This is a genomic window from Dactylosporangium sp. NPDC049140 (genome assembly GCF_040648435.1).
This window is the reverse complement of the sequence record NZ_JBEZDS010000077.1, coordinates 1-21,689: the sequence shown is the minus strand read 5'-3', so window position 1 is coordinate 21,689 and position 21,689 is coordinate 1. Positions and strand designations below refer to the sequence as shown.

At 71.3% G+C, this 21,689-nt stretch carries 18 protein-coding genes and 1 pseudogene; 4 read left to right on the top strand and 15 right to left on the bottom strand.

Annotation, left to right across the window (positions count from 1 at the left end; genetic code table 11):
• Positions 1 to 30: 30 nt before the first annotated feature.
• The 6 genes from AB0B76_RS54980 to AB0B76_RS54955 all read right to left on the bottom strand — a co-directional run bounded on the left by AB0B76_RS54980 (position 31) and on the right by AB0B76_RS54955 (position 5,295).
• Positions 31 to 165 carry a hypothetical protein gene (locus AB0B76_RS54980; protein WP_360393198.1) on the bottom strand — a complete coding sequence of 45 codons (135 nt, stop codon included), beginning with the start codon at positions 163 to 165 and terminating at the stop codon, positions 31 to 33.
• A gap of 7 nt (positions 166 to 172) precedes the next feature.
• Complete coding sequence (locus tag AB0B76_RS54975; protein ID WP_360393195.1) at positions 173 to 916, bottom strand: GntR family transcriptional regulator; 744 nt, start codon at positions 914 to 916, stop codon at positions 173 to 175.
• Positions 917 to 1,061: 145 nt separating this feature from the next.
• The gene (locus AB0B76_RS54970) at positions 1,062 to 2,156 is read right to left on the bottom strand and encodes a hypothetical protein (RefSeq protein WP_360393192.1); all 1,095 of its coding nucleotides are present in this window, start codon (positions 2,154 to 2,156) and stop codon (positions 1,062 to 1,064) included.
• Positions 2,153 to 3,454 carry a hypothetical protein gene (locus AB0B76_RS54965; protein ID WP_360393189.1) on the bottom strand — a complete coding sequence of 434 codons (1,302 nt, stop codon included), beginning with the start codon at positions 3,452 to 3,454 and terminating at the stop codon, positions 2,153 to 2,155. Before AB0B76_RS54965 ends, AB0B76_RS54970 begins: the two co-directional genes overlap by 4 nt.
• Before the next feature lie 224 nt (positions 3,455 to 3,678).
• Positions 3,679 to 4,341 (bottom strand): VCBS repeat-containing protein, encoded by a 663-nt coding sequence (locus AB0B76_RS54960; protein WP_360393186.1) that lies wholly within the window; start codon positions 4,339 to 4,341, stop codon positions 3,679 to 3,681.
• Positions 4,342 to 4,551: 210 nt separating this feature from the next.
• Positions 4,552 to 5,295, bottom strand: coding sequence for a helix-turn-helix domain-containing protein (locus tag AB0B76_RS54955; protein ID WP_360393183.1), 744 nt, complete (start codon positions 5,293 to 5,295; stop codon positions 4,552 to 4,554).
• 223 nt (positions 5,296 to 5,518) lie between these two features.
• On the opposite strand from AB0B76_RS54955, the gene AB0B76_RS54950 reads away from it, so the two are divergent.
• The 3 genes from AB0B76_RS54950 to AB0B76_RS54940 all read left to right on the top strand — a co-directional run bounded on the left by AB0B76_RS54950 (position 5,519) and on the right by AB0B76_RS54940 (position 8,864).
• Positions 5,519 to 6,190 carry a DUF4097 family beta strand repeat-containing protein gene (locus tag AB0B76_RS54950; RefSeq protein WP_360393180.1) on the top strand — a complete coding sequence of 224 codons (672 nt, stop codon included), beginning with the start codon at positions 5,519 to 5,521 and terminating at the stop codon, positions 6,188 to 6,190.
• A 46-nt stretch (positions 6,191 to 6,236) separates the two neighbouring features.
• A complete protein-coding gene (locus tag AB0B76_RS54945) occupies positions 6,237 to 7,472 on the top strand; it encodes a serine hydrolase domain-containing protein (protein ID WP_360393177.1) in 1,236 nt (411 codons plus the stop codon).
• A 198-nt stretch (positions 7,473 to 7,670) separates the two neighbouring features.
• Positions 7,671 to 8,864, top strand: a complete 1,194-nt coding sequence (locus AB0B76_RS54940) for an ISAs1 family transposase (protein WP_360393174.1) — start codon at positions 7,671 to 7,673, stop codon at positions 8,862 to 8,864.
• Between the two features lie 478 nt (positions 8,865 to 9,342).
• Here the strand turns inward: AB0B76_RS54940 and AB0B76_RS54935 are convergent, their stop codons facing one another.
• From AB0B76_RS54935 to AB0B76_RS54925, 3 genes and pseudogenes are all read right to left on the bottom strand, one after another.
• Positions 9,343 to 11,334, bottom strand: a complete 1,992-nt coding sequence (locus tag AB0B76_RS54935) for an NB-ARC domain-containing protein (RefSeq protein WP_360393171.1) — start codon at positions 11,332 to 11,334, stop codon at positions 9,343 to 9,345.
• Positions 11,335 to 11,675: 341 nt separating this feature from the next.
• Positions 11,676 to 12,155 (bottom strand): annotated as a pseudogene (locus AB0B76_RS54930) (AfsR/SARP family transcriptional regulator); the annotation flags it as partial.
• Positions 12,103 to 12,681, bottom strand: coding sequence for a helix-turn-helix domain-containing protein (locus tag AB0B76_RS54925; RefSeq protein WP_360393168.1), 579 nt, complete (start codon positions 12,679 to 12,681; stop codon positions 12,103 to 12,105). The gene AB0B76_RS54925 and the pseudogene AB0B76_RS54930, both read right to left, overlap by 53 nt.
• Positions 12,682 to 12,765: 84 nt before the next feature.
• Between AB0B76_RS54925 and AB0B76_RS54920 the strand changes: the two genes are divergently transcribed.
• Entirely contained in the window at positions 12,766 to 13,647 is an 882-nt protein-coding gene (locus AB0B76_RS54920; protein ID WP_360393165.1) for an SDR family oxidoreductase, read from the top strand.
• On the opposite strand, the gene AB0B76_RS54915 is transcribed toward AB0B76_RS54920, so the two are convergent.
• From AB0B76_RS54915 to AB0B76_RS54890, 6 genes are all read right to left on the bottom strand, one after another.
• A complete protein-coding gene (locus AB0B76_RS54915; protein ID WP_360393162.1) occupies positions 13,638 to 15,902 on the bottom strand; it encodes an ATP-binding domain-containing protein in 2,265 nt (754 codons plus the stop codon). The genes AB0B76_RS54920 and AB0B76_RS54915 overlap by 10 nt on opposite strands.
• Positions 15,903 to 16,029: 127 nt before the next feature.
• Complete coding sequence (locus tag AB0B76_RS54910) at positions 16,030 to 17,826, bottom strand: RICIN domain-containing protein (protein WP_360393158.1); 1,797 nt, start codon at positions 17,824 to 17,826, stop codon at positions 16,030 to 16,032.
• A 13-nt stretch (positions 17,827 to 17,839) separates the two neighbouring features.
• Positions 17,840 to 19,516 carry a trehalase family glycosidase gene (locus AB0B76_RS54905; RefSeq protein WP_360393155.1) on the bottom strand — a complete coding sequence of 559 codons (1,677 nt, stop codon included), beginning with the start codon at positions 19,514 to 19,516 and terminating at the stop codon, positions 17,840 to 17,842.
• 22 nt (positions 19,517 to 19,538) lie between these two features.
• Positions 19,539 to 20,342: a carbohydrate ABC transporter permease gene (locus tag AB0B76_RS54900; protein WP_360393152.1), complete on the bottom strand. Its 804-nt coding sequence runs from the start codon at positions 20,340 to 20,342 to the stop codon at positions 19,539 to 19,541.
• A 16-nt stretch (positions 20,343 to 20,358) separates the two neighbouring features.
• Positions 20,359 to 21,231, bottom strand: coding sequence for a sugar ABC transporter permease (locus AB0B76_RS54895; protein ID WP_360393149.1), 873 nt, complete (start codon positions 21,229 to 21,231; stop codon positions 20,359 to 20,361).
• A gap of 2 nt (positions 21,232 to 21,233) precedes the next feature.
• A partial coding sequence (locus AB0B76_RS54890) for an extracellular solute-binding protein (RefSeq protein WP_360393146.1) occupies positions 21,234 to 21,689 on the bottom strand: 456 nt, incomplete at its 5' end.

Here is a 21,689-nt window from a genome sequence, read left to right as displayed (position 1 = left end):
TGCGCGGTGATCGGCGCGCCGGTGTCGTAGTTAGGCCCTGCCGGTCTCGGGGTCGATGGCGAGGGAGTCCAGCGGGCAGACGTCCACGCACAGCGTGCATCCGTCGAGGCACCGGTCCGGGTCGATCGTGACGGGCACGTCGACGCGCTGGTTGACGATCGGCATGGCGCTCCTATTCGCTGCCGGTGCGGCGCAGTTCGCCCCGCATCGTGATCCGGTCGCCGCGGAAGCGGATCCACTCCAGGTCGACCGGGCGCCCGTCGGCGAGGCGGGTCAGCCGCTCGACCATGAGCAGTGCCGCCCGGTCCGTGGTTTCCAGCAGTGCGGCGGTGTGCGGGTCGGCGTTGACCGCCTCCAGGGAGATCTCCGCGGCCCCCAGCGGCTGCCCGGCGAGCTCCTCGATGAGCCCGAAGATGTCGCGGTGGCCGAGATCGGCGCCGAGCAGCGGCTCGCCGATGTCGTGGGCGAGGTAGGTCAGGTCCAGCGACAGCGGCAGCCCGCAGAGGTGCCGGACCCGCTCGACGTAGACCACCCGGTCGCCGCCGTCGAGGCCCAGCCGCCGCGCCACGGCCGCCGGGGGCCGCACGATCGCCACGGCGCGCACCTCGTTGGTGATCTCCCCGTGGTCGCGCAGCGTCTCGGCCAGGCCCATGAGCCGGTGCAGGCCGTGCGGGTACTTCCCCGTGACCACCGTCGTGCCGACGCCGGGGACCCGCTCGACGAGGCCCTCGGCCACGAGCAGCGCGAGCGCGTCGCGCACGGTGTTGCGCGACGCGTCGAAGTCCCGGCTCAGCTGCTCCTCGCGGGGCAGCGCCCCGTCCGGATACGCCCCGCCCAGCACCTGATGGCGCAGCACGTCGGCGACCTGGCGAGCGCGATCCGCCCGCCGCCGGTGCGCATCGATGACCGTGTTCACGGGCCAGACACTACTAAGCCGATAGGATTGATGGGAAGCGGTACGGGATTGCGCCACCCCGGGCACCACAAGCAGCGCACTGAGCTGCGGGGATCGGCCGCCGTACGCCGGTTACGCCACCGGTGCGTCCGCATGGCGGGACACTTCAGGGCCGCCAGATCTCCTGCAGCACGGTGACACGGCCGCCCGCCATGGTGAGCCTGAAGTACTCCTGCGGCGCCATCGACTGCCGGGCGAAGATGGCGGACAGCTCGTCCAGGCTGACGTTCCGGTTGTGCTGCGGGTCCCCCGCGGAACCGTCGAGCCAGTTGAGGGCGATCCGGAGGTCGGGGGCCACGTCGACGTCGACCGTCTTCTTGTCGGGGTTGCGCGAGTAGTACCCGTCGTCGTCGTAGTCCGGGCCGAGACCGTCCTTCTGCTCCTCGGCCTTCGCCTGCTCGTGGGTGTAGTACTCGAACTCGTCGACCGTGATCCGGCGCCGGGGCACGTCGATCCCCTTGATGTACACGTAGTGCTCGCCGTCGGCCAGCGGTGCCGACGGCGACGGGCTCGGGACCACGACGTGCTGCGCCTCGGGCGACCTGGGGACCGTGAGCTCCTTCAGCGTCGTGTCGAGCTCCCCCGCGGTGGTCACGAACTTCGGGGCCGGCGCGCCGGTCGCGGCGGCGAGCTGGGCGTACGACGGCTGCTCGTCCTTCGGGACCTTGTAGCCCACGAAGCGGAAGTCGAGCCGCACGCCGGCCTCGGCGGCGGCCCGGCTCACCGCGGCCCGGTCGGCCGCGCAGGCCTCGGCGCCGTGGGAGGTCACCACGATGATGCGGTTCTGCCGCTCGCCCCGCAACGGGTAGTAGCCCGCGAAGTCGCCGATCGCGGCCAGGAGGCCGCTCTGCAGCGTGGGGCGCCCCGACGGTTTCAGGGCGTGCACCGCCGCGCCGATCGGGCCGCCGTGTCCGGTGCCGGGGCCGACGACCGCGGCGGTGTTGTGCCCGTCGCCGCACGCGCCGCCGTACCGCCGCAGGGACAGCGAGTCGCCGTCGGCCGCGTTCTGGGCCGCCGCGCCGACGGCGTCGGCGATCGCCATGAAGTCGCCGCCGTCCTGGGAGGCGTCCACGAGCAGCTCGGTGCGGTAGGCGGGCATCCCGAAGATGACGACGAGGTCGGCCGCGCCGATGACCAGAGCCACGGCGAGCACCACGAGCTGCACGACGAGCGGCCGGCGCCGCGCCCGGGCCGCGTTCACGGGCCGGCCGTCAGCTTCGCGCGCAGCGCGGCCAGCACCTGGTTCAGGGCGTTGACCTCGCTGTTGTAGTCGGCCGCGACGAGCCGGAACCGTTGCACCGGCGGCTCGAGCGGCGATCCGGCCCGGGCGGTCGCGAGCAGCTCGGACGCCGCGGCGACGACGCGCTGCTGTTGCTCCCGCAGCCGCACGGCCCGGTCGTGTACCTCACGGGCGTCAGCGGTCTTCACCCGGTCGGTCAGGTCCGCGAACTGGGCCCCGGTGTCGTCGGCCGCCCGTTTCGCCTGGGCGAGCGTGGCGTCGGCGACGTCGAGGCGGCCGTTCACGACGGCGTCCACGGCCGTGTTGACGTTCGTCACGGTGGCGTTCAGGGTGTCGACGATCGCGGCGGCGCCGTGCAGGACCGGCTCCACATTGGAGTACCAGTCCACGGCCCGCTCCAGGTCGGCCGCGTTCGCGGCGTAGACGGGCGGCGGGGCCTTGACCGCGGTCGTGATCTGCTCCAGCTCGGCGTGCTGGCCGTCCGGCACCTGGTAGCCGATGACCCGGAACTCCAGCGCCAGCCCGGCCGCCCCGACCCGCTCCCGGATCTCCCGCTCCACGTACGCCGTGTCGTCGTCGCACGCGTCGGCGCCGTGCCGGGTCACGACGATGATCCGGTCGACCTGCCGGGCCTTACCGCCGAGCGGCTTCGAGAAGTCCTCGACCGCCTCCACGATGCCCCGCACCAGCGTGGGCTTGCCCCCGGCGCGCAGGCCGCTCGCCGCGGTCACGAGCGGCCGCCGGTCGCCGGTGCCGAAGCCGGTCAGGCTCGTCGTGTTGTTCGTCGCCCCGCATTCACCGCCGAAGCGGCGCAGCGCGAGGGCGTCGTGGTCGCCGGAGTTGCCGACCGCCTTGCTGAGCGCGGTGGTGACCGCGCCGAGGTCGGCCCGGTCGGTGGTCTCGGCCGTGTCGACGAGGAACTGGGTGCGGTAGTTCGGCGCGAAGCTCGGCTTGAACCAGCCGAGGTACAGCCACCCCGCGCCCACGGCCAGCACCGAGGCGACGAGCGTCACCAGCGACGCCCACATCGCCGCGGGCACGTCGACCCGGAAGAAGTTCTGCTGGCGCCCGTGGTCGCCGATGTAGACGCCGGCGCTGTCGCGCACCTGGACCGTCACGGGCCCGGCCGGGCGGAGCCGGGCCGGGCGGAGCCGGGCCGAACGGCGCCGGGCGACCGCCCAGTACGCCGCGACCCCGAGCCCGGCCGCCGCCACGAACAGCCCGGCCGCCTCGACGTACGTATCCCCAAGGCCCAGCACGGCCCCCATGCTGGCCGATCCGCAGCCGGAACGTCATCGTCCCAACGGGCCCGGCTTTCGCGATCAGCCCAGCGCCGCCGTTGCCGTGCGCAGGTCCTGCAGGGCAGCACGAGCCCGGTCCCGCGGTCGGCGACCGCGGGACCGGGCTGCGTCATTCCGCCGCCGCTCCAGATCGATCCCATACAGCGACGATGGTCCAGCCACGCCCGAGCACGACGACGGGGTCAGCTCCCCATTGCGGGAATGTCATGGCAGCCGCCGTACCGGGTTCCGCCGTACAGCTGGGTTCCGGTGTGGGTGCTTTTGATCCACCACGTTGAGCCATTGGTGCAGTCCTGCCGGTACAACGCAAGATCGGTGTATCCGTCGTTGTCGAAATCGCCGGGTGCCGGAATGTCGTTGCAGCCGCCGAACTTGGTTCCGCCGTAGATAGGGTTGCCGGTTCCCGTGCTCTTGACCCACCAGGACGAGCCGTTGGTGCAGTCGTGCCGGTACAGGGCCAGATCGGTCTTACCGTCGCCGTCGTAGTCGCCCGGTGCGGGGATGTCGTTGCAGCCGCCGTACCTGCTGCCGCCGACGAATTGATTGCGGGTGGCCCCGCTCATGACCCACCACGACGATCCGTTTGTGCAGTCCTGGCGGTACAGGGCCAGATCGGAGAAATTGTCACCGTTGTAGTCCGCCGTCGCGGCCCGGTTCGGTGTTGCTCCGCCGTCGCTACCGCCACCGGCCGGAGGCGGTCCGTCGCAGAGGCAGCCGCTGTCGCCCATGTAGATCGTGTAACTATCATCGATTACGGAAGTTTGGCCGGTTGAATCGACGTAGTGCACGCAGTATTGCGGCACAGTGAAGGTCACGTCGATCGAAGGATTTTCACCGTTGACCACTTTCTCGGTGAATGCCGTCTCGACGTGGGCGAGCTCGCCGGCGGCCGGATAGTGCCAGCTCGCCCCATCGGTTTGCTTGCTGGTTCGTTGCAGAGCCCTACGAGAGCCGCAGTATTGAATCGGCGTTGATACAGGGCTTGTTCAAGTTCCCGATGGGTCCGGTAGGTGCTCGATTCCGGTTTGGTGAGTGCTGACATGTCCGGCGCCTGATCAGTCGTCGGAGGTGTTGTCCTCGGTGGTCGTTGCGGGTTTGGTGTGGAGGAGCTCGCGGACCTGTTCTGCGGCGCGGAGGATGCTCTCGCTGATGTGGTCGCTGAAGCGGGCCATGTTCTCCAGGCGGTTGCCGGCCGGGCTGTCGCGACCGAGGACGGTGACGCCCTGCCGCGCGACCTCGGCGACCTGGACCATGCCGCGGGCGCTGGTGAGTGTGGACTCGTACCAGACGTCGTCGTCGACGAAGTAGCGTTCGCGGCGGCGCTCGTCGCGCACTCGGGCGATCAGGCCCTGGCTCTCGAGGGACGCGACCGACTTGGAGACGGTCGCCGGGCTGATCCCGAGGCGCTGGACGAGTTCGGCGGCGGTGACGCTGCCCGAGTCCGCGATGAAGAGGCACGTCAGTACCCGAGCCGTCATCTTGGGCATGCCTTGGTGCATCAGGAGACCGGTGAACGTCTCCTCGTACTCGCGCACGGCCGCATCGTCCCTGCCGAAGTCCGAAGCCGGGGCCGCCTGCTGTCGGGGCGTGGTGCGCTTGGGTTGGCGAGCACGGCGCTCGGTGGCGAGGTGGGCCAGATCTGCGCGGTAGCCGCCGGGTCCGCCGTTGCGCATCACGTCGCGGGTGACCGTCGAGGTAGGACGGTCGAGACGCCGTGCGATCTCCGCGTACGGGAGGTCGTCGGCCAGCCCGCGCGCGATCTGCTGCCGCTCCTGCTGGGTCAGTCTGCTCCCCGACACCGTGTCTCCCTCCGCGCTTCACTGGTACCGCCATCTTAGCGTTCGATTTCTATCCAACGCAACGAACCCTCCGCCTCGTTGCGTTAGGTTTACATCCGTCGCAACGAAGTTACGCCTCCGACCTGCTGTTTTACGGAGTTATCGCGAACTCTTTGTTGCCAGATAAGGGAACGCAACGTAGCGTTTTTCACATCGGAAACAACGAGTGCACGAGGAGCACGCCATGCAGAAGTTCGAAACCGCCGCCCCGATCGCCGCCGTCATCGAGGTCCCCGCCGGGCGCATCCAGGTCATCGCCGCAGACCGGTCCGACACCACCGTCGAGGTCCTGCCCGCCAAGGCGTACAAGAGCCGAGACGTTAAGGCCGCCGAGCAGACCGCGGTCGAGTTCAAGGACGGCGTCCTGCGCGTCAAGACCACATTGCAGGGCAACCAGATCCTCGGCCCCTCCGGCACCGTCGAGCTGACCGTTCAGGTGCCGTCCGGCTCGGACATCGCAGTGAAGTCCGGCGGCGCCGAATTCCGGGGTGTCGGGCGCTTCGGGAAGGTCGACTGCGATGGCGTCCACGGCGCGGTCAAGATCGACGAGGCCGCGAACCTCCGCCTGGCGGCCCTCGGCGGCGACGTCACGGTCGGCCGCCTCACAGGCTCCGGCGAGATCAGCACGCAGCACGGCGATGTCGATGTCGCCGAGGCTGACCCGGGCACGCTCGTGCTCAGCACCCAGACGGGGAACGTGACCGTCGCCGCCGCCCCCGGCGTCTCCGCCACCCTCGACGCAGGCACCGGCCACGGCCGCATCACCAACGCGTTGAAGAACACCGAAGGCGCCGCGGCCGCCCTGACCATCCGCGCGACCACCGGCCACGGCGACATCACCGCTCGCAGCCTCTGACTCCACTAACCACTCTCAGACCACCACGCAAGCAAGGAAACCCACCATGAACGGCAACAACGGCTTCACCGCATCGGGACTGACCAAACTGCACGACGTCCTGGCCCGGCATGTCGACTCCGGGAAGATCCCCGGCCTCGTCGCCCTAGTCAGCCGCGGCGGCCAGACCCACGTCGAGGCGATCGGAACGATGCGCCACGACGGCGGCGCCCCCATGCGCCGCGACACGATATTCCGCATGGCCTCCACCACCAAACCGGTCGCGGCCTCCGCAGCGATGGTCCTGCTCGACGAGTGCCGGCTCCGCCTGCACGACCCGATCGACCAGTGGCTCCCCGAACTGGCCGACCGCCAAGTCCTCAAGGCACCGGACGGCCCGCTGGACGAGACCGTGCCGGCGTTCCGGCCGATCAACGTCCGCGACGTGCTCACCTCCACTCTCGGTCTCGGCCTGGACATGACCGCCCGGACCGCCCCGATGATGGCCGCGTTCTTCGAGCGCGGCGTCTACGGCCAGGCAGACGGGTGGCTCCTGCCCGAACCCGACCCGGACGAGTGGCTGCGCCGCCTCGCCACCCTGCCGCTGATGTACCAGCCCGGCGAGCGGTGGCTGTACAACCTCGGCGACGACCTCCTCGGCATCCTGGTCGCCCGCGTCACCGGCCGGCCGTTCGAGGACTTCCTGCGCGAGCGGGTCCTCGAGCCGCTCGGCATGCACGACACCGGCTTCCATGTGCCAGGCGACAAGATCCACCGCCTCCCGCCCCTGTACGCCCCGCACCCCGAGACCGGCGAATTCCTCGTCGAGGACCCGGCCGAAGGCGGACACCACAGCAAGCCACCCGCATTCGCTTCAGGCGGCGGCGGACTCGACTCCACCGTCGACGACTACCACGCCTACTTCCGGATGCTGCTGGACGGCGGGAAGCACGGCGGCGAGCGCATCCTCTCCAAACCCGCCGTCGAGCTGATGACCACCAACCGCCTCACCCCAGGGCAACAGGCCGCCCGCGACGCCTGGGCGAACAGCATCGCCCACCTCTCCTACGGCACCGGGCAGCACGGCGGCTGGGGCTTCGGCATGTCCGTGCGCGTCCACCGCACCGACTACGCCCCCCTCGGCCAGTTCGGCTGGGACGGCGGCGCCGGCACCACCGCCTACGCCGACCCCGCCAACGATCTCGTCGGCATCCTCTGCACCCAAGTCGGCATGTCCACCCCGGACTCGGCGCGGGTCATGCACGACTTCTGGACCACTCTCTACCAGGCCATCGACGACTGACACCGAACCCGACAACGCCAGGACCACGACAGAGCGGCCATCGCATCGATGGCCGCTCTCGCACTCCGTGTCGGACTCACAGCCGACACCACCCGAATCCAAACAAGTCCCACCAGTTCAACGTGTCCGCCCCCGAAAAACGGAAAGCGCCTGGGAAAGCATCTTGTGTCTACTCCTGCAACCTCTCCGATCCCTGCCGTGCTCGCGAACCTGGGCCCCCTAGACACCAGCAGGATCGCCGACCTGCGCCCCTACCTCGACTTGGTGCCCGATCCCCGCTCCCGGCGGGGCCGCTGGTACTCCCTGACCACGATCCTGCTCGTCTGCGCCTGCGCGACCGTCTCCGGCGCCAAGAGCATCGACGAACTCGCCGAATGGGCAGCCCGAGCTGGCACCGAGATTCTGGAGGCCATCGGACTCCGCCGCCACCTGCTCCGCTGGCGCACTTCCCCGTCCCGGGCCACGATCGGCCGCGTACTCGAACGCATCGATGGCGACGCGCTCGACCGAGCAATCGGCGCTTACCTGGCCGACCGCCATCGCACCGAGGTCGATAACGACGACCGCCCGTGGCCGCGGCGGGTCATCGCGGTCGACGGCAAGGCGCTCAAGGGATCAGCCCGAACCGGCCGGAAGCACCGCCACCTACTCTCGGCGCTCACCCAAGGCATCCCGGTCACCATCGCCCAGGTCGAAGTCGGATCGAAGACGGGCGAGACCAAGCACTTCAAGCCGCTGCTCGCGCCGCTCGACCTGGTCGGCGCCGTGATCACATTCGACGCCCTCCACACCGTCCAGGAACACGCATGCTGGCTGGTGAAGACCAAGAAAGCGCACTACATTGCGGTCGTCAAGTTGAACCAGCCGACCGCCCACGGCCAGATCAGCGCCCTGCCCTGGAACCAGGTCCCCATCCAGCACACCGCCTCCGGACGCGGGCATGGCAGGACCGAGTCCCGCTCGATCAAAACCATGTCCGTCGCAGACAATCTCGGCGGTATCGCCTTCCCTGACGCGAAGCTAGCCATTCGCGTCCACCGCCGCCGCAAGGAAACCGGGAAGAAGGAGACCCGCGAGACCGTTTACGCCGTCACCAGCCTCGACGCCCACCAGGCGACCCCGGCCGAACTCGCCGCCTGGACAAGGGGCCATTGGGCCATAGAGAACTCGTCCCATCACATCAGGGACGTCACCTTCGGTGAAGACGCCTCAATCGTCCACGCGGGCTCCGCACCCCGCGCCATGGCCGCCTTCCGCAACCTCGCCATCGGCGCCCTCAAGATCCTCGGGATGACCAACATCGCCAAGACCACCAGAGCCATCGCCGAACAACCCGAACGAGCCCTCCCGATCCTGGGCATCAGGGGCCATCTGGACCGTTCGGAAACTTGAACAAGCCCTGGCGTTGATACCGACCAAATTCCAATGTTGACTCCGACGGAAATTTCCGGGGTGCAGCCTCCAACACCAGCCGTGGTCGTAGAGTCCGTCGCGTCGAACACATTGTCGATCGCCTTTCTGGTTGATGCGATCGACCAGCTTGCCGGGGCCGGGTAACCACGAACACTGCCGCCCACGTCGTCCACATAGGTCCATCTCGACTCCACGTCGACGACGTAGTAGTCACCGGTCGGGTCGTCGTGGGGCGGGGCGTCCTCCTGGACGCGGTACTTCGACCAGCAGACCGGACCGCCGCCGGGTGGTCAGAGGACGCCGATGAGGAGGTGGATCACGCCGTTGCCAACGGTCCCCCGTAGCACGTCTGTCAGGATGCGGCGGGACTGCTCCGTGCCCAGTCGGTGGTCCATGCTCCGGCGCCGGTCGAGGGCCCGCCGCGCATACTGTTCGGCCTTGGCCCGGTCGCCGCGGGTCAGCTCGACAATGGCCAGGAGCGTGAGCGCCCCACCCCCAGCAGGCCCATGCGGAACGCGGCGGCCTGGTCCAGTGCGGACAACGCATACGAGTGACCGCGCGCCGGGTCGCCCCCGGCCAGCTTCACCGCCCCCAGGCCGATGAGGGCCTGCGTCTCAATCAGCCGCAGCCCGTTCGAGCGGGCCACCTCGATGGCCTCCTCGTTCAGCTCGCCGGCTCGGACGAGGTCACGCTGAGCCAGATGGTGGGCGCCCAGAACGGCCAGCATGGCCGCCCTCGCCCGAACTTCTCCGCTCTCCCGGGCGAGCTGCAGCGAATCCTCGGCGCTCTGTCTCGCCTCGGCCGCGCGTCCCGCGTCGTGGTGTACCACGGCCATATGGGCTCGGGAACGGCTCACACCACGGGTGTCTGCGGTCCGCAGCTTCATTGCGATGGCCATGCGGAGATGGTCGACCGCAGCTCGGTCCTCGCCGAGGACGTGGTTGGCCATTGCGAGATTGTCAAAGACCCCCGCGTTTACGGTGAACCTCATCTCGGCCCCGCCCTGCTGCGCCATGCGGAGGTACTCCCGCGCCGCGTGGGGCCGGCCCATTTGGATGTTGGCGTAGGCGTGGTTCGCCCGCGCCACCCCGCCGACGGGAACGCCGACCCGGTCTCCCAGCGCGATGGCCTCTTCGTCGGTCGCTATGGCTTCGCTCAGGTGGCCGAGGTCCGACAACACCGCGCCAAGATTGCCCAGGCAGGTGGCCTGGTATTCGAGCCAGCCGCATTCCAGGCTGAGCGTGAGGGCCGACTGCAGTTCCTCCTTCGAACGCTGGTAGGCGCCGTTAACGTAGTGCGCATGGGCCAGGCTGAGATGGGCCGATGCCCGGCTGCGGCTGTTGCCCATCGCCTGGGCACTCGAGAACGCCACGGTCGCGATGGCGAACCAGTCAGCCAGGTGCACACGTTGGGCCAGGTAGCCCCGTAACGCATCGGCCAGTAGCCAGCAGACCTCAGGAGGGCCGTTCTGGCCACTGTAGAATATTGCCGCGAAGAGGTTGTACCGTTCGGCGTCCAGCCAGCGGGACGCGGCCTCGGCGTCATCGAACCCGACGCCCGACCCGGGTGCCTCCCGGTCCGGCGTCCACACGCGCAGCACGTTCGGGTACATCATCCGTGCCGCCGCGTCGACCTCCACGAGGTACCAGTCGAACAACCGCCGCAGCGCATCGTCGTGGTCGGGTTCCTCGGCGTAGGCGCGCTCCCGGGCGTAGGACCGCAGCAGGTCATGGAAGCTGAACCGCTGGGCGCCCGTGCGCTGCAACAGATGCACCGAGGCCAGCCGGGCCAGGGCCCGTTCCGCCTCCGCCAGCGGGATCGCCGCTATGGCCGCCAGGGCCGGCGGCATGACGTCGGGGCCCGGAACAAGACCGAGCAGCCGGAAGACCCGCCGGTTGGCCTCGGATTCCTCCCGGTAGGACAGGTCGAAGGCGAACCGGACCGGGGCCTCGTCATCATCCACGGCAAGTGTGGACAGTGGACCGCGATCGGTGAGGTCCGCCACGTACCGGGCGATCGAGCGGTCCGGCTGGTCGGACAGGCTGGCCCCAGCCACTCGCAGCGCCAACGGCAGGTACGCGCAGAGCCTGGCCAACTGGGCGCCCGCCTCCGGCTCGGCCCGCACCCGCGCCTCGCCCACCAGCTGACACAGCAGCTGATCGGCCTCATCCGGCTCCAGCACGTCCAGGCCGACCCGGCGGGCGCCCTCGAAGGCGACCGGCCCATTCAACGAGTGCCGGCTGGTGATCAGGACGAGACAGCCGGGACTGCCCGGCAGCAGCGGCCGCACCTGTTCGGCCGAACGAGCGTTGTCCAGCAGCACCAGGACCCGTCGACCGGCCACAGTGGACCGGTACAGCGCCGCCGCCTCGGCCTCGTCCACCGGGACCCTCTCCGGTGCCACGCCGAGCATGCGCAACAGGCCGGCCAGGGCCTGGATCGGGCACATCGGGCCGCCGGTGGAGTAGCCCTGCAGGTTGAGGTACAGCTGGCCATCAGGAAACCGGTGGGCGATCCCATGCGCCCAGTGCAGGGCCAGCGCGGTCTTGCCCCGCCGGCGGTTCCGGAAATCGCCGAGATGATCAGCGGAGCCATGTGGGGCGCGCTGCCCGCCGGCAGCAGCCGGTCCAACGCCGCCAGCTCAGCCCGACGTCCGGCGAAGTCCGCGATCGGGTGCGGCAGCATCTGGGGTACGGGCGCGCCGGCGGCCTGCTCAGGTCTCGGCTCCGGGGACACGGTGGGAACGACGGCCGGCGACCGGCCCAGGCCCTCACCGCGCAGCATGGACTGATGCAGCTGCTGCAGGGCGGGCCCTGGCTCCACGCCCAGCTGGTCGACCAACAGCTTGCGCGCCTGGCGGAAGGCGTCGAAGGCCTCGCCCCGCCGCTCGGAGCGGTACAGGGCCAGCATCAGGTGCCCGATGAGGACCTCGCGGTACGGGTTCGCCGCCACCAGGGCACGCAGCTCGGCGATCAGCTCCCCGTAGCGGCCCAGCTCCAGGTCGAGCCCGACGCGGTCCTCGACCGCGAGAAGGCGTTCCTCGGTGAGCCGGTCCGCGGCGGCGGCGATGACCCGCCCCTGCCGGACGTCGGCATACGGCGACCCTCGCCCCAAGTCCAGCGCCCGGCCCAGAAGTACCCGTGCCGCTGCCGGGTCGCCGGCATTGCGGGCGGTACGCCCGTCGCGGACCGGAACTTCCCGTCGACGGCTCGCGAGATCAGCCCAGCGCCGCGGTTGCCGTGCGCAGGTCCTGTAGTGCGGCCAGCGCATGCGGCGCGAGCCCCCCGGCGTCGTCGCGATCGCCCTCGGACCAGTGGGCGTAGCCGCGCTTGAAGGCGAGGACCCCCATCTCGGCGGCCAGCTGCGCGGTCGGGTCGGGCACGCCGCGAGCGATGAGCGCGGCGCTCATGGCCGCGGCGAGACCCACGCTCTTGAGGGCGTCGCGCTCCTGCAGCTCGGTGCTGGCCGCCACGGCCGCCTTCAGGCGGGGGCCGAGCTCGCGGTTGGCCGGCCCCATGGCGTTCGACGCGCGCTCGAGCCCGGCCCCGACCGCCTCCAGCGGGCTGGCGCTCGCGGGGGCCTCGGCGATCCCCTCGGCGAGCAGCCGGCTCAGGGTCTCCTGGCCGGCGACCAGGAGCTCGCGCTTGTCGGCGAAATGGCGGAAGAAGGTGCTCTTGGTGACGCCGGCGCGCTCGGCGATCTGGGCGACCGTGGTGGCGTCGTAGCCCTGCTCGGTGAACAGGTCGACGGCCGCGACCACGAGTCGCTGGGTCGTCTCCGGTTGCCATCGGGCCATGCGGACCATCATAGGTGATGGGACCAATGTCCCGTCGGCGTGTATGGTGATGGGACAATGGTCTCGTCACTTCAGGAGCGTTCCATGCACGTCTTCGTCACCGGTGGTACCGGTACCATCGGCTCCGCCGTCGTCGCCGAGCTGCTCGCCGGCGGTCACACCGTTCTCGCGCTGGCCCGGTCGGACAAGTCCGCGCAGGCCCTGACCGGCGCCGGCGCCCAGGTGCTGCGCGGGGAGCTGGCCGACCTCGACGTCCTGCGGGCCGGCGCCGCCCGGTCCGAGGGTGTGATCAGCCTGGCGTTCGGCGCCGACTACAGCACCGCCGAGGCCCTCGCCCGGTCGATCGCCGAGGAGAGCGCCGCCCTCGCCGCGCTGGGGGCGGAGCTGCTCGGCAGCGACCGCCCGATCGTCGCGGTCTCGGGCACGCCCTGGGTGCCGGGGCGCCCGTCGACCGAGGCCGACCCCGCCCCGACCGACGGGCCGGTGGGCGGCCGCGGCCGTTCGGTGAACGCGCTGCTGGAGCTGGCCGCCGCCGGGGTGCGCGGCACGGCCGTGCGCATGCCGCGCACCGTCCACAACGATGGCCGGGGCGGGTTCGCCGGCCTGCTGACCGACCAGGCGCGCCGCACCGGCGTGGCCGGCTACCCCGGCGACGGCGCCCAGCGCTGGCCCGCCGTGCACGCGCGCGACGCCGCCGTCCTCTTCCGGCTCGCCCTCGAGTCGGCCCCCGCCGGGACGGTGTGGCACGCCGTCGCCGACGAGGGCGACGCGGTACGCGACATCGCGGCCGTCATCGGCCGGCGGCTGGGACTGCCGGTCGCGGCGGTACCGCAGGAGAACTTCGGCCCGTTCGGCCCGATCTTCGCCATGGACCAGCCGGCCTCCAGCGCCCGCACCCGCGAGGTCCTCGGGTGGCGGCCCACCCACCCCGGCCTCCTCGCGGACCTGGAGAACCTTCAGCCCTGAGGCTCCCGCAGCGCGAGGGCCGGCGGCAGCGGATCCTGGTGCAGCACGACGAGGGCGGCCACGGCGCGGGTCAGCGCGACGTACAGCCGGTTCAGGCCGCGCGGCTCCGCGTCCACGATCGCCGCCGGCTCGACCAGGATCACGTGGTCGTACTCGAGCCCCTTCACGAGGCTCACGGGAACCACGGGCCCGGGCAGCGCCGGGGCGAGCGCGTCGGCGGCGATGACCGCGACCGTCGCGCCCTCCGGGGCCTCGTCCAGCGCCGAGGTGACCGCGGCCGCCAGGTCGTCGACGCGGCGCACGGACAAGGTGCCGCCCGGGCGGTACGAGCGCGTCGGCTCGATCCCCGCGGCCAGCGCGCGCGCCGCGTAGTCGGCGATCGTCTGCGGCACCCGGTAGCCGGTCGGCAGGTCCAGCGTGCGCACCTCGCGCTTGTCGAGGCGGGCGAGCAGGTCCGGCCACGCCGCCACCGCGAGCGGGTGGGTCGCCTGGCCGAGGTCGCCGACCACGGTCATCGACGCGTACTCGGCGCGGCGCGCGATCATCCGGCACTCCATCGGCGAGAGGTCCTGGGCCTCGTCGAGGATCACGTGCAGGTACGGGTCCACGGCCGGGGTGTCGTCGGCCGGCGGGTCCGGGAGGAGGGGCTCGGCCAGGCGCGGGACGTAGCCCTCCTCGCCGTTCGGGTCGAAGCCGTCCGTCCAGCCGACGACCCGGTGGCCCTCGCGCCGGATGACGGCCTCGGCCCAGCGCTGGGCCGCGCCGACCTGGTCGTTGTCGATCGACTGGCCGGCCTGCGCCATGGGGGTGAGCAGGCCGGGGGCGTACAGCTCCCAGCCGTCGCGCAGGCCGCAGCTCAGCACGAACGTGGAGACGAGGCGGGGGCCGGCGCCGAGCTCCCGCAGGCGCCACTCGGGCTCGGGGGCCTTCGGCGGCGCCGGGGGCTCGCCGAGCAGGCCGGCCAGCTCGTCCAGGAGCGGGACGTCGTCCACCGACCAGTCGCCGGGCCGCCCGCGGTACGACGCCGACAGCAGCTCGGCGTCGGCGGGGTCGAGGCCGACGACCCGCTCGGGCTCGGCGAGCCAGGGCAGCACCGACGCGGGGGTCAGCGGCGGCCACCACGCGTGCAGGAAGCGCACGAACTCGCCGCGGTCGCGGACCTCCTCCGTGAACAGGTCGCGGTCGAGGTGGGCGCCGTCGACCCCGGCCCACAGCGCGTCGAGCAGGGCCCGGGCGGCTCGCGGGCGGGCGGCGTTGGGCCGGCCGTCGTCGCGGACCCGGCGGCGTACCTCGCGCAGGCCGGCGGCGTCGAGGGTGAGGACCTGCCCGGCGTACACCAGGCGCAGTCGGCTCGGGGCCGCCGGGGGCGTCTGCCACATGAGCTCCGTCAGGACGTCCCGCATCCGGTCGGCGCCCTTGATGCCGGCCAGCGCGGCGGGGTCGCGGCGGGTCGCGGTCACGCCGTCGACGAGCTCGCCGATCGCGCGCAGGTGGACGCTGTCCTCGCCGAGCGACGGCAGGACCCGGCCGATGTACGTGGTGAACACGGTCGACGGGCCCACCACGAGGATGCGCCCGTCGGTGAGGCGGCCGCGGTCGGTGTACAGCAGGAACGCCGCCCGGTGCAGCGCGACCTGGGTCTTGCCGGTGCCGGGGCCGCCGGTGATGAGCGTGACGCCGCGGGCCGGAGCGCGGATCGCGCGGTCCTGCTCCTGCTGGATGGTGGTGACGATGTCGCGCATGTGCGGGCCCCGGGAGCGGCGCAGGGCCGCGAGCAGCGCGCCCTCGCCGAGCACGCGCAGGTCGCCGGCCCGCTCCGGGGTCAGCACGTCGTCGTCGAGCTCGAGCACGTGCCGCCCGCGGCAGATGATGACGCGGCGGCGCACGACCCCGAGCGGCTGGCCGGAGGTGGCCCGGTAGAACGGGGCGGCGGCCGGCGCACGCCAGTCGATGAGCAGCGGTTCGATGCCGTCCCGGACGCCGAGGCGGCCGATGCGGAAGGTCTCCCCGTCGTCGAAGTCCAGGCGCCCGAAGACGAGCCCCTCCTCCTCGGCGTCGAGGGCCCGCATCTGCGCGGCGGCGCGCAGCACCATCGCGTCGCGCTCGACCAGTCCGGTCAGCGTGCTCCCGGAGGCGCGGGTGTACCCCTCCCGGGCGAGCGCGGCCGCCTGCTCGCGCATGCCCTCGAGCCGCTCGTACACCCGGTCGACGATGTGCTGTTCGGCGGCGATCTCCTGCGTTCTGACGTCGGACACACTGCAGCGTAGGCCGGGCGGGAGCGGCGGAAATCGGCATTCAGGGCGATTCGTAGGGGTTGTGCGGCCCGTACAATGGAAAGTGCCGGACCGCTCCCGAAGGATGCGGCCCGGCGTTGTCCGGCGGTTACCGGCCCAGCAGGCGCCAGGTCTGGTTGAGCGGGCTGCCCTGCCCGGCGGGGTTGCAGGTCCACTGGTGGATCAGCGCGTGGGCGGCGGTGGAGACGGTGCTGACGTCGACGCACTTGCCGCTGTGCCGGGCGACGAGCTGGAAGTCGTGCGCGTCGTTCCCGGCGTAGGTCACCTTCCGCAGCGTGAACTGCTGGTTCAGCCCGCCGTTGCAGGTCCACTGCTGGACGGCGGCCCCGTCGGCGGTGGCGGCGCCGCTGACGTCGAGGCACTTGCCGGACTGCTGGTTCACCGCGGTGTAGGTGTCGGCGACGCCGGTCACCGGGCGGAAGCTCCACTGCTGCTGGTTGCCGCCCTCGCAGTAGAACTGCTGCTGCTGGGTGCCGTCGGTGGTCGACAGGTTCGTGTCGTCCAGGCACTGCTGGGAGTGCTGGGCGACGGCGACGGTCTGGAAGCTGCCGTCCGACGGCGGCAGGACGGTGATGGTGAAGGTGTCGTCGGCGTTGGTGTGCGGCAGGTTGACGGTGGCGGCGTTGCCGGACAGCGTGACGACCGTGTTCTGGATCGTCGTCGGCCCGGCCACGGCGCCGCCGCTGTTGAAGGGGATGCGCTGCACGACGACCCGGACCTGGTTGTTCTGCACGATGCCGGTGGTGGTGTCGAGGCGCTGCAGGTTCACGGCGACGTTGCCGGTCGTGCCGCCGCCGCCGACCAGGACCTTGGCCGCGCCGGTGGCCTTGGTGGCGAACGCGTCGTAGGCGGGGCTCGGGGTGGTCGAGGCGATCAGGCCGGTCTGGGCGGCGTAGTACCGGTACACCCACCACTCGCCCTTGGGCAGGTGCTGCCCGGCGCTGTTGCGCACCAGCAGGCTGGCGAGGTCGTTGTGCAGGTTGCCGGTGCTGGCCCAGTTGGCGCGCAGCCCGTCGGCGCCGGCGCGTTCGAGCCGGGCGATGTACCAGGCGCCGTCGCCGGGGTTCTGCTCGTCGGGGGCGCCGTACTCGTTGATCTGGTAGGGGCGCGGGTGGGCGATTCCGCGCGCGGCGAGCGTCGTGTCGGCGGTGGCGACGTTGGCGACCGGGTCGCCGGGCAGGCTGTGCCAGCTGAAGATGTCCGGCACGACGTTGCCGGCCTTGACGTTGTCGAGGTACTGGACCCACCAGCCGGATGTCGAGGGCACGCCGGCGAAGCTCGGGCCGACGACGAGGGTGCCGGGCAGCTCGGCGCGCAGGCGCTGGTAGGTGCGCCGCCACAGCTCGAAGTACTGGGACTGGGGCCGGTTCCAGAACAGCCCGAGGTTCGGCTCGTTCCAGATGTCCCACTCGACGGTGACACCGGTGGCCTTCACGTCGGCGATGACACGGGTGAGGAAGTTGTTGTAGTCGGTCCAGTCGCCGTTGTCGCCGGGGAAGCGGCTGATGGGGTAGCCGTCGGCGCCCCACAGGTCGTGGGCCAGCAGCACGAACGTGCCGCCGAGGGCGTTCGTGCGCAGGATCTGGGCGCGGGTGGCGTTCCAGCGCCGGTCGTACCGGCCCGAGACCCAGCCGCCGGGCTGGTCGAGCTGGGCCCCGCCGGCGCGCATCGCCCGGAACTTGACGTCGCGGTAGAAGTGGTCGGCGGGGCCGGACGCGTCCTCGGTCATGCCGTAGATCCAGCCGGACGCCCGGTAGGTGGGGCTGCCGCCGGCGACCGAGTAGTTGACGCTTATCGACTCGTCGGCGGCGTGGGCGGGGGTCACCACCGTCAGCGCCGCGGCGGCGGCGAGGACGGCGGTGAGGACGGTGCGTCTGAGATGCATGGCGGTGCACTCCCTACGTTCGGCGGCGCTCGATGTGGGCGCCGGCAAGGATGAGGTAGGCGCTCGCGGTCCAGGTGTAGGCCCGGTCGCGCAGGCCGGCCCCCGTGTGTGCGTCGAAGTTCTCGGCGAAGCCGGACCGTTCGCACAGGGCCCGGAAGCGGGCGCTGATGTCGTCGGCCAGCTCGGCGTATCCGGAGCGCCGGAGGCCGTCCTCGATCAGGACGGTGGACGGCGCCCAGATCGGGCCGCGCCAGTAGCCGTCGGACTCGTAGAGCCCGGAGGTGGGCCGTTCGGTGGCAAGGCCGTGCTCGGTGAGGTGCGCGCGGACCCCCTCGGCCAGGGTGTCGCGGATCGCGGTGGGCAGCTCGTCGCCGAGGACGATCGGCATCAGGAAGAGCAGGCTGTCGGTACTCCAGGTGTCGCCGGTCTCCGGGCTTCGCGCGACGAACCGCTCACCGGTCCACAGCTGGTCCAGCAGCGCCGTGCGGAGCCGGTCGGCCCGGTCGGTCCAGGCGCCGGCGTCGAGTCCGAGCTCGCCGGCGAGGGCGGCGAGTTCGCGGGCCTGCAGGATGAGGAATGCGGCGAGGTCGGCGGTCTGCACCACCCGGCCCGCGTCGAAGAGGGTCGCGTTGTCCCAGCCGCTGTCGTTGCCGTGCTGGTAGTGCGGCAGCTCCTCGCCGGGGGCCCGGCGCGCGGTGAGCCAGAACTCCGTCCAGCGGGCCAGGTGCGCGAAGGTGTCCGGCGCCGGCAGGCGGAGGCGGGCCAGGGCCCAGCCGTGGATGGGCGGCTTCACGAAGTTGTAGAGCACCTCGGAGTGGGCGACCGAGTCGGGCAGGCCGCCGGCCTCGTCCTGGTGGTCGAACGGGAGCAGGAACTGGTCCCGGGCCAGCTCCGGGTGGCCGGGCGCGAGGGCCAGGGCGTTGAAGCAGTGGTCCCAGCTCCACACCTTGTCCATCCAGTGCTTCGACATCAGCACCGCCGGCCGGGTGAGGAAGCCGGCCGGGGCGACGGTGGCCGACCAGATGACGTACGCGGCGAGCCCGGCGGCCGGGGTGCGCTCGTCGCGCCACGGCGCCACCAGGTCGGCGAACGCCGTGAACTGCGCGTCGGCGGCCTTGACGGCCTCGTCGAAGCCGACCTGCGCCCGATACGGCGCGCGCCCGCTGGCGTACTCCTCGACCGCGATCTCCCACGGCTCGTCGCCCGCCGCGAGGACGATGCCGCGCTCGGCGGTGGCGAGGGCCTGCAGGCCGTGGCCGGCGGCGGCGCCGGCGAGCACCGTGATGCGGTACCGGCGGCCGGTGCCGTAGTCGGTGAAGACGACGGCGCCGTCGACGGGGTCGCGGTAGCAGTACGTGCCGCTGAACGGGGTCAGGGTGGCCTCGGTGGCGAGCACGGCCAGGTCGAGGCCCGCGCCGCGGAGCCGGATCGTGTCCGGCTTCTCGTAGGCGAGCTCGATCCGGCCGCCGTCGTGCGACCAGGCCAGGACGGCCGGGGTGGCGGTGACCGCGGCCGCGACCCGGGCCCCGGCCACCATCGGCACGAACCGCAGGACCGGGTGCAGGCCGGTCTGGTGGGAGACGAGGTGCAGATCGCCGGCGACGGTGCCCTCGGCGATGACCGGCGAGATGCCGAACCAGGAGCCCTGGTGGCTGAACGGGATGTCGCGGATCGGGAACTCGACGGTCATGCGGTGGCTCTCATTTCGCGGATCAGTCCTTTACCGCGCCCGCGGTGACGCCGGTGGCGACGAAGCGCTGCGCGGCGACGAGCAGGACGGTGGCCGGAACGGACGCGACCACGGCGGTGGCCATGATGGCGTTCCATTGCTGGTTGTTGTTGCCGATGTAGTGGTAGATGCCGAGCGTGATCGGGCGCAGGGCCCCGCCGCTGTCGAGCGTGCTGGCGAACACGAAGTCCGACCACGCCCACAGGAAGGCGAACAGCGACACGGTGACGACGGCGTTGCGGCTGACCGGCAGGACGATCGCGGTGAACGTGCGCAGCGCACCCGCCCCGTCGGTCCGGGCCGCCTGCAGCAGCTCGTCGGGGATGCCGGACATGAAGGCGGTGAACACCAGCACCGCGAACGGCACCGCGAGGGTCGAGTCGGCCAGGATGAGGCCGGGCCAGGAGTTCAGCACACCGAGGTTTAGGTAGATGGCGTAGAAGCCCATCGCCATGATGATCCCGGGGATCATCTGCGCGATCAGGAACGCGAAGCTGAGCACTCCCCCGCCGCGCGGCCGCAGCTTGGCGAGGCTGTACCCGGCCGGGGCGGCCAGCAGCACGGTCAGCCCGACGGTGCCGAGCCCGACGAGCAGGCTGGTCCCGAGGTACGGCAGCTGCTGGTCGAGGACGGCGCGGTACCCCTCGAGGGTGCCGTGCAGCGGGAACAGGTGCGGCGGGTCGTCGCGCATGTCGGTGTCCCGGGTCAGGGACACGTTGAGCATCCAGTAGACGGGGAACAGCATGACGGCGGTGAGCAGCACGCCGATGACGGTCCTGATTCTCATCGCTGCGTCCTGATTCTCATCGCTGCGTCCTGATGTAGAGCAGGCCGAAGACCATGGCCGCGATGACGAGCAGGTTGCCGGCGGCGGCGCCGGGGCCGAACTGCGGCAGGAGGTTGCCGAAGCCGAGCCGGTACGACCACGTCGCCAGGGTGGTGGACGCGTCGGCCGGGCCGCCCTTCGTCATGATCCAGATGATGTCGAAGACCTTGAGCGTGTAGATGAGCCCGAGCAGCAGCGTGATCGCCGAGACCGGCCGCAGCAGCGGGAACGTGATGCGCCAGAACTGCTGCCGGCCGGTGGCGCCGTCCAGCGCCGCGGCCTCGTAGATCTCGCCCGGGATGGCCTGCAGGCCGCTGTAGAGCACGACGAGGTTGAAGGGGATGCCGATCCAGATGTTGGCGACGGTCACGGAGACCAGCGCCCAGTCCGGCGAGGTGAGCCAGTTGACCGGCCCGAGCCCCGCGTGACCCAGGACCGTGTTGACGATGCCGGAGTCGCTGTTGAGCATCCACGACCACGTCGAGGCCGAGACGATCAGCGGCAGCAGCCACGGTACGAGGAACAGGGCCCGCAGGGTCGCGGCGAGCGGGAAGTGCCGGGTGAAGAACACGGCCAGGGCCAGCCCGATCGCGAACTGGGCGGCCAGCGACGCGACGGTGAACACGGCCGTGTGCCAGACCGCCGGCCCGAACGTGGGGTCGCCGACCACGGCGCGGTAGTTGTCCAGGCCGCTGAACGGCGCGTCGCCCTGTACGAACGAGCGGACCGTGTAGTGGCGCAGGCTCAGGTCGAGGTTGCGGTACAGCGGATAGGCGTAGAACGCGGCCAGGTACACCACGACCGGGGCGACGAACGCCCACGCCACCCACGGCCGGGACGAGTGGCGCACGGCTACTTGGCGGCCGCGGCGGCGCCGAGGGCGTCGGCCGGCGACTTCGATCCGCTCAGCGCCGCCTGGACCGCGGTCCACATCGGCTCGGAGATCTTCGGGTACTTCGTGCCGAGGTTGTCGCTCGTGCGGCCCTTGGCCGCCTTGACCGCCTCGACCCACACCTTGAGCTCAGCGTTGGCGGCCACCTGCTGGTCCTGCACCGCCGTCGTGGGCGCGATGTACGACAGGGTCGTGGCGGTCGCCAGCGAGTTCTGGGTGTCCGTCAGGCATTCGACGAGCTTCTTCGTCGTGGTGTACCGTCCGGTCTCCTTCTGCACCGGTGCGGTGACGAACTCGCCGCCGGTCGGGGCGGGCGCGGTACCGCCGGCCTTCGACGGGATCGGGATGATCCCGTACTCGAAGCCCGCCTTCTTCGCGTTGCCCAGCTGCCACGTGCCGTTCTCCGCGAACGCGAA

Bases quoted from the DNA above. Each gene is read 5' to 3' on its own strand.
- AB0B76_RS54980 (WP_360393198.1), bottom strand. From the start codon at position 165: ATGCCGATCGTCAACCAGCGCGTCGACGTGCCCGTCACGATCGACCCG.
- AB0B76_RS54905 (WP_360393155.1), bottom strand. From the start codon at position 19,516: ATGACCGTCGAGTTCCCGATCCGCGACATCCCGTTCAGCCACCAGGGC.
- AB0B76_RS54900 (WP_360393152.1), bottom strand. From the start codon at position 20,342: ATGAGAATCAGGACCGTCATCGGCGTGCTGCTCACCGCCGTCATGCTG.
- AB0B76_RS54935 (WP_360393171.1), bottom strand. From the start codon at position 11,334: ATGTGCCCGATCCAGGCCCTGGCCGGCCTGTTGCGCATGCTCGGCGTG.
- AB0B76_RS54945 (WP_360393177.1), top strand. From the start codon at position 6,237: ATGAACGGCAACAACGGCTTCACCGCATCGGGACTGACCAAACTGCAC.
- AB0B76_RS54910 (WP_360393158.1), bottom strand. From the start codon at position 17,826: ATGCATCTCAGACGCACCGTCCTCACCGCCGTCCTCGCCGCCGCCGCG.
- AB0B76_RS54925 (WP_360393168.1), bottom strand. From the start codon at position 12,681: ATGGCCCGATGGCAACCGGAGACGACCCAGCGACTCGTGGTCGCGGCC.
- AB0B76_RS54920 (WP_360393165.1), top strand. From the start codon at position 12,766: ATGCACGTCTTCGTCACCGGTGGTACCGGTACCATCGGCTCCGCCGTC.
- AB0B76_RS54950 (WP_360393180.1), top strand. From the start codon at position 5,519: ATGCAGAAGTTCGAAACCGCCGCCCCGATCGCCGCCGTCATCGAGGTC.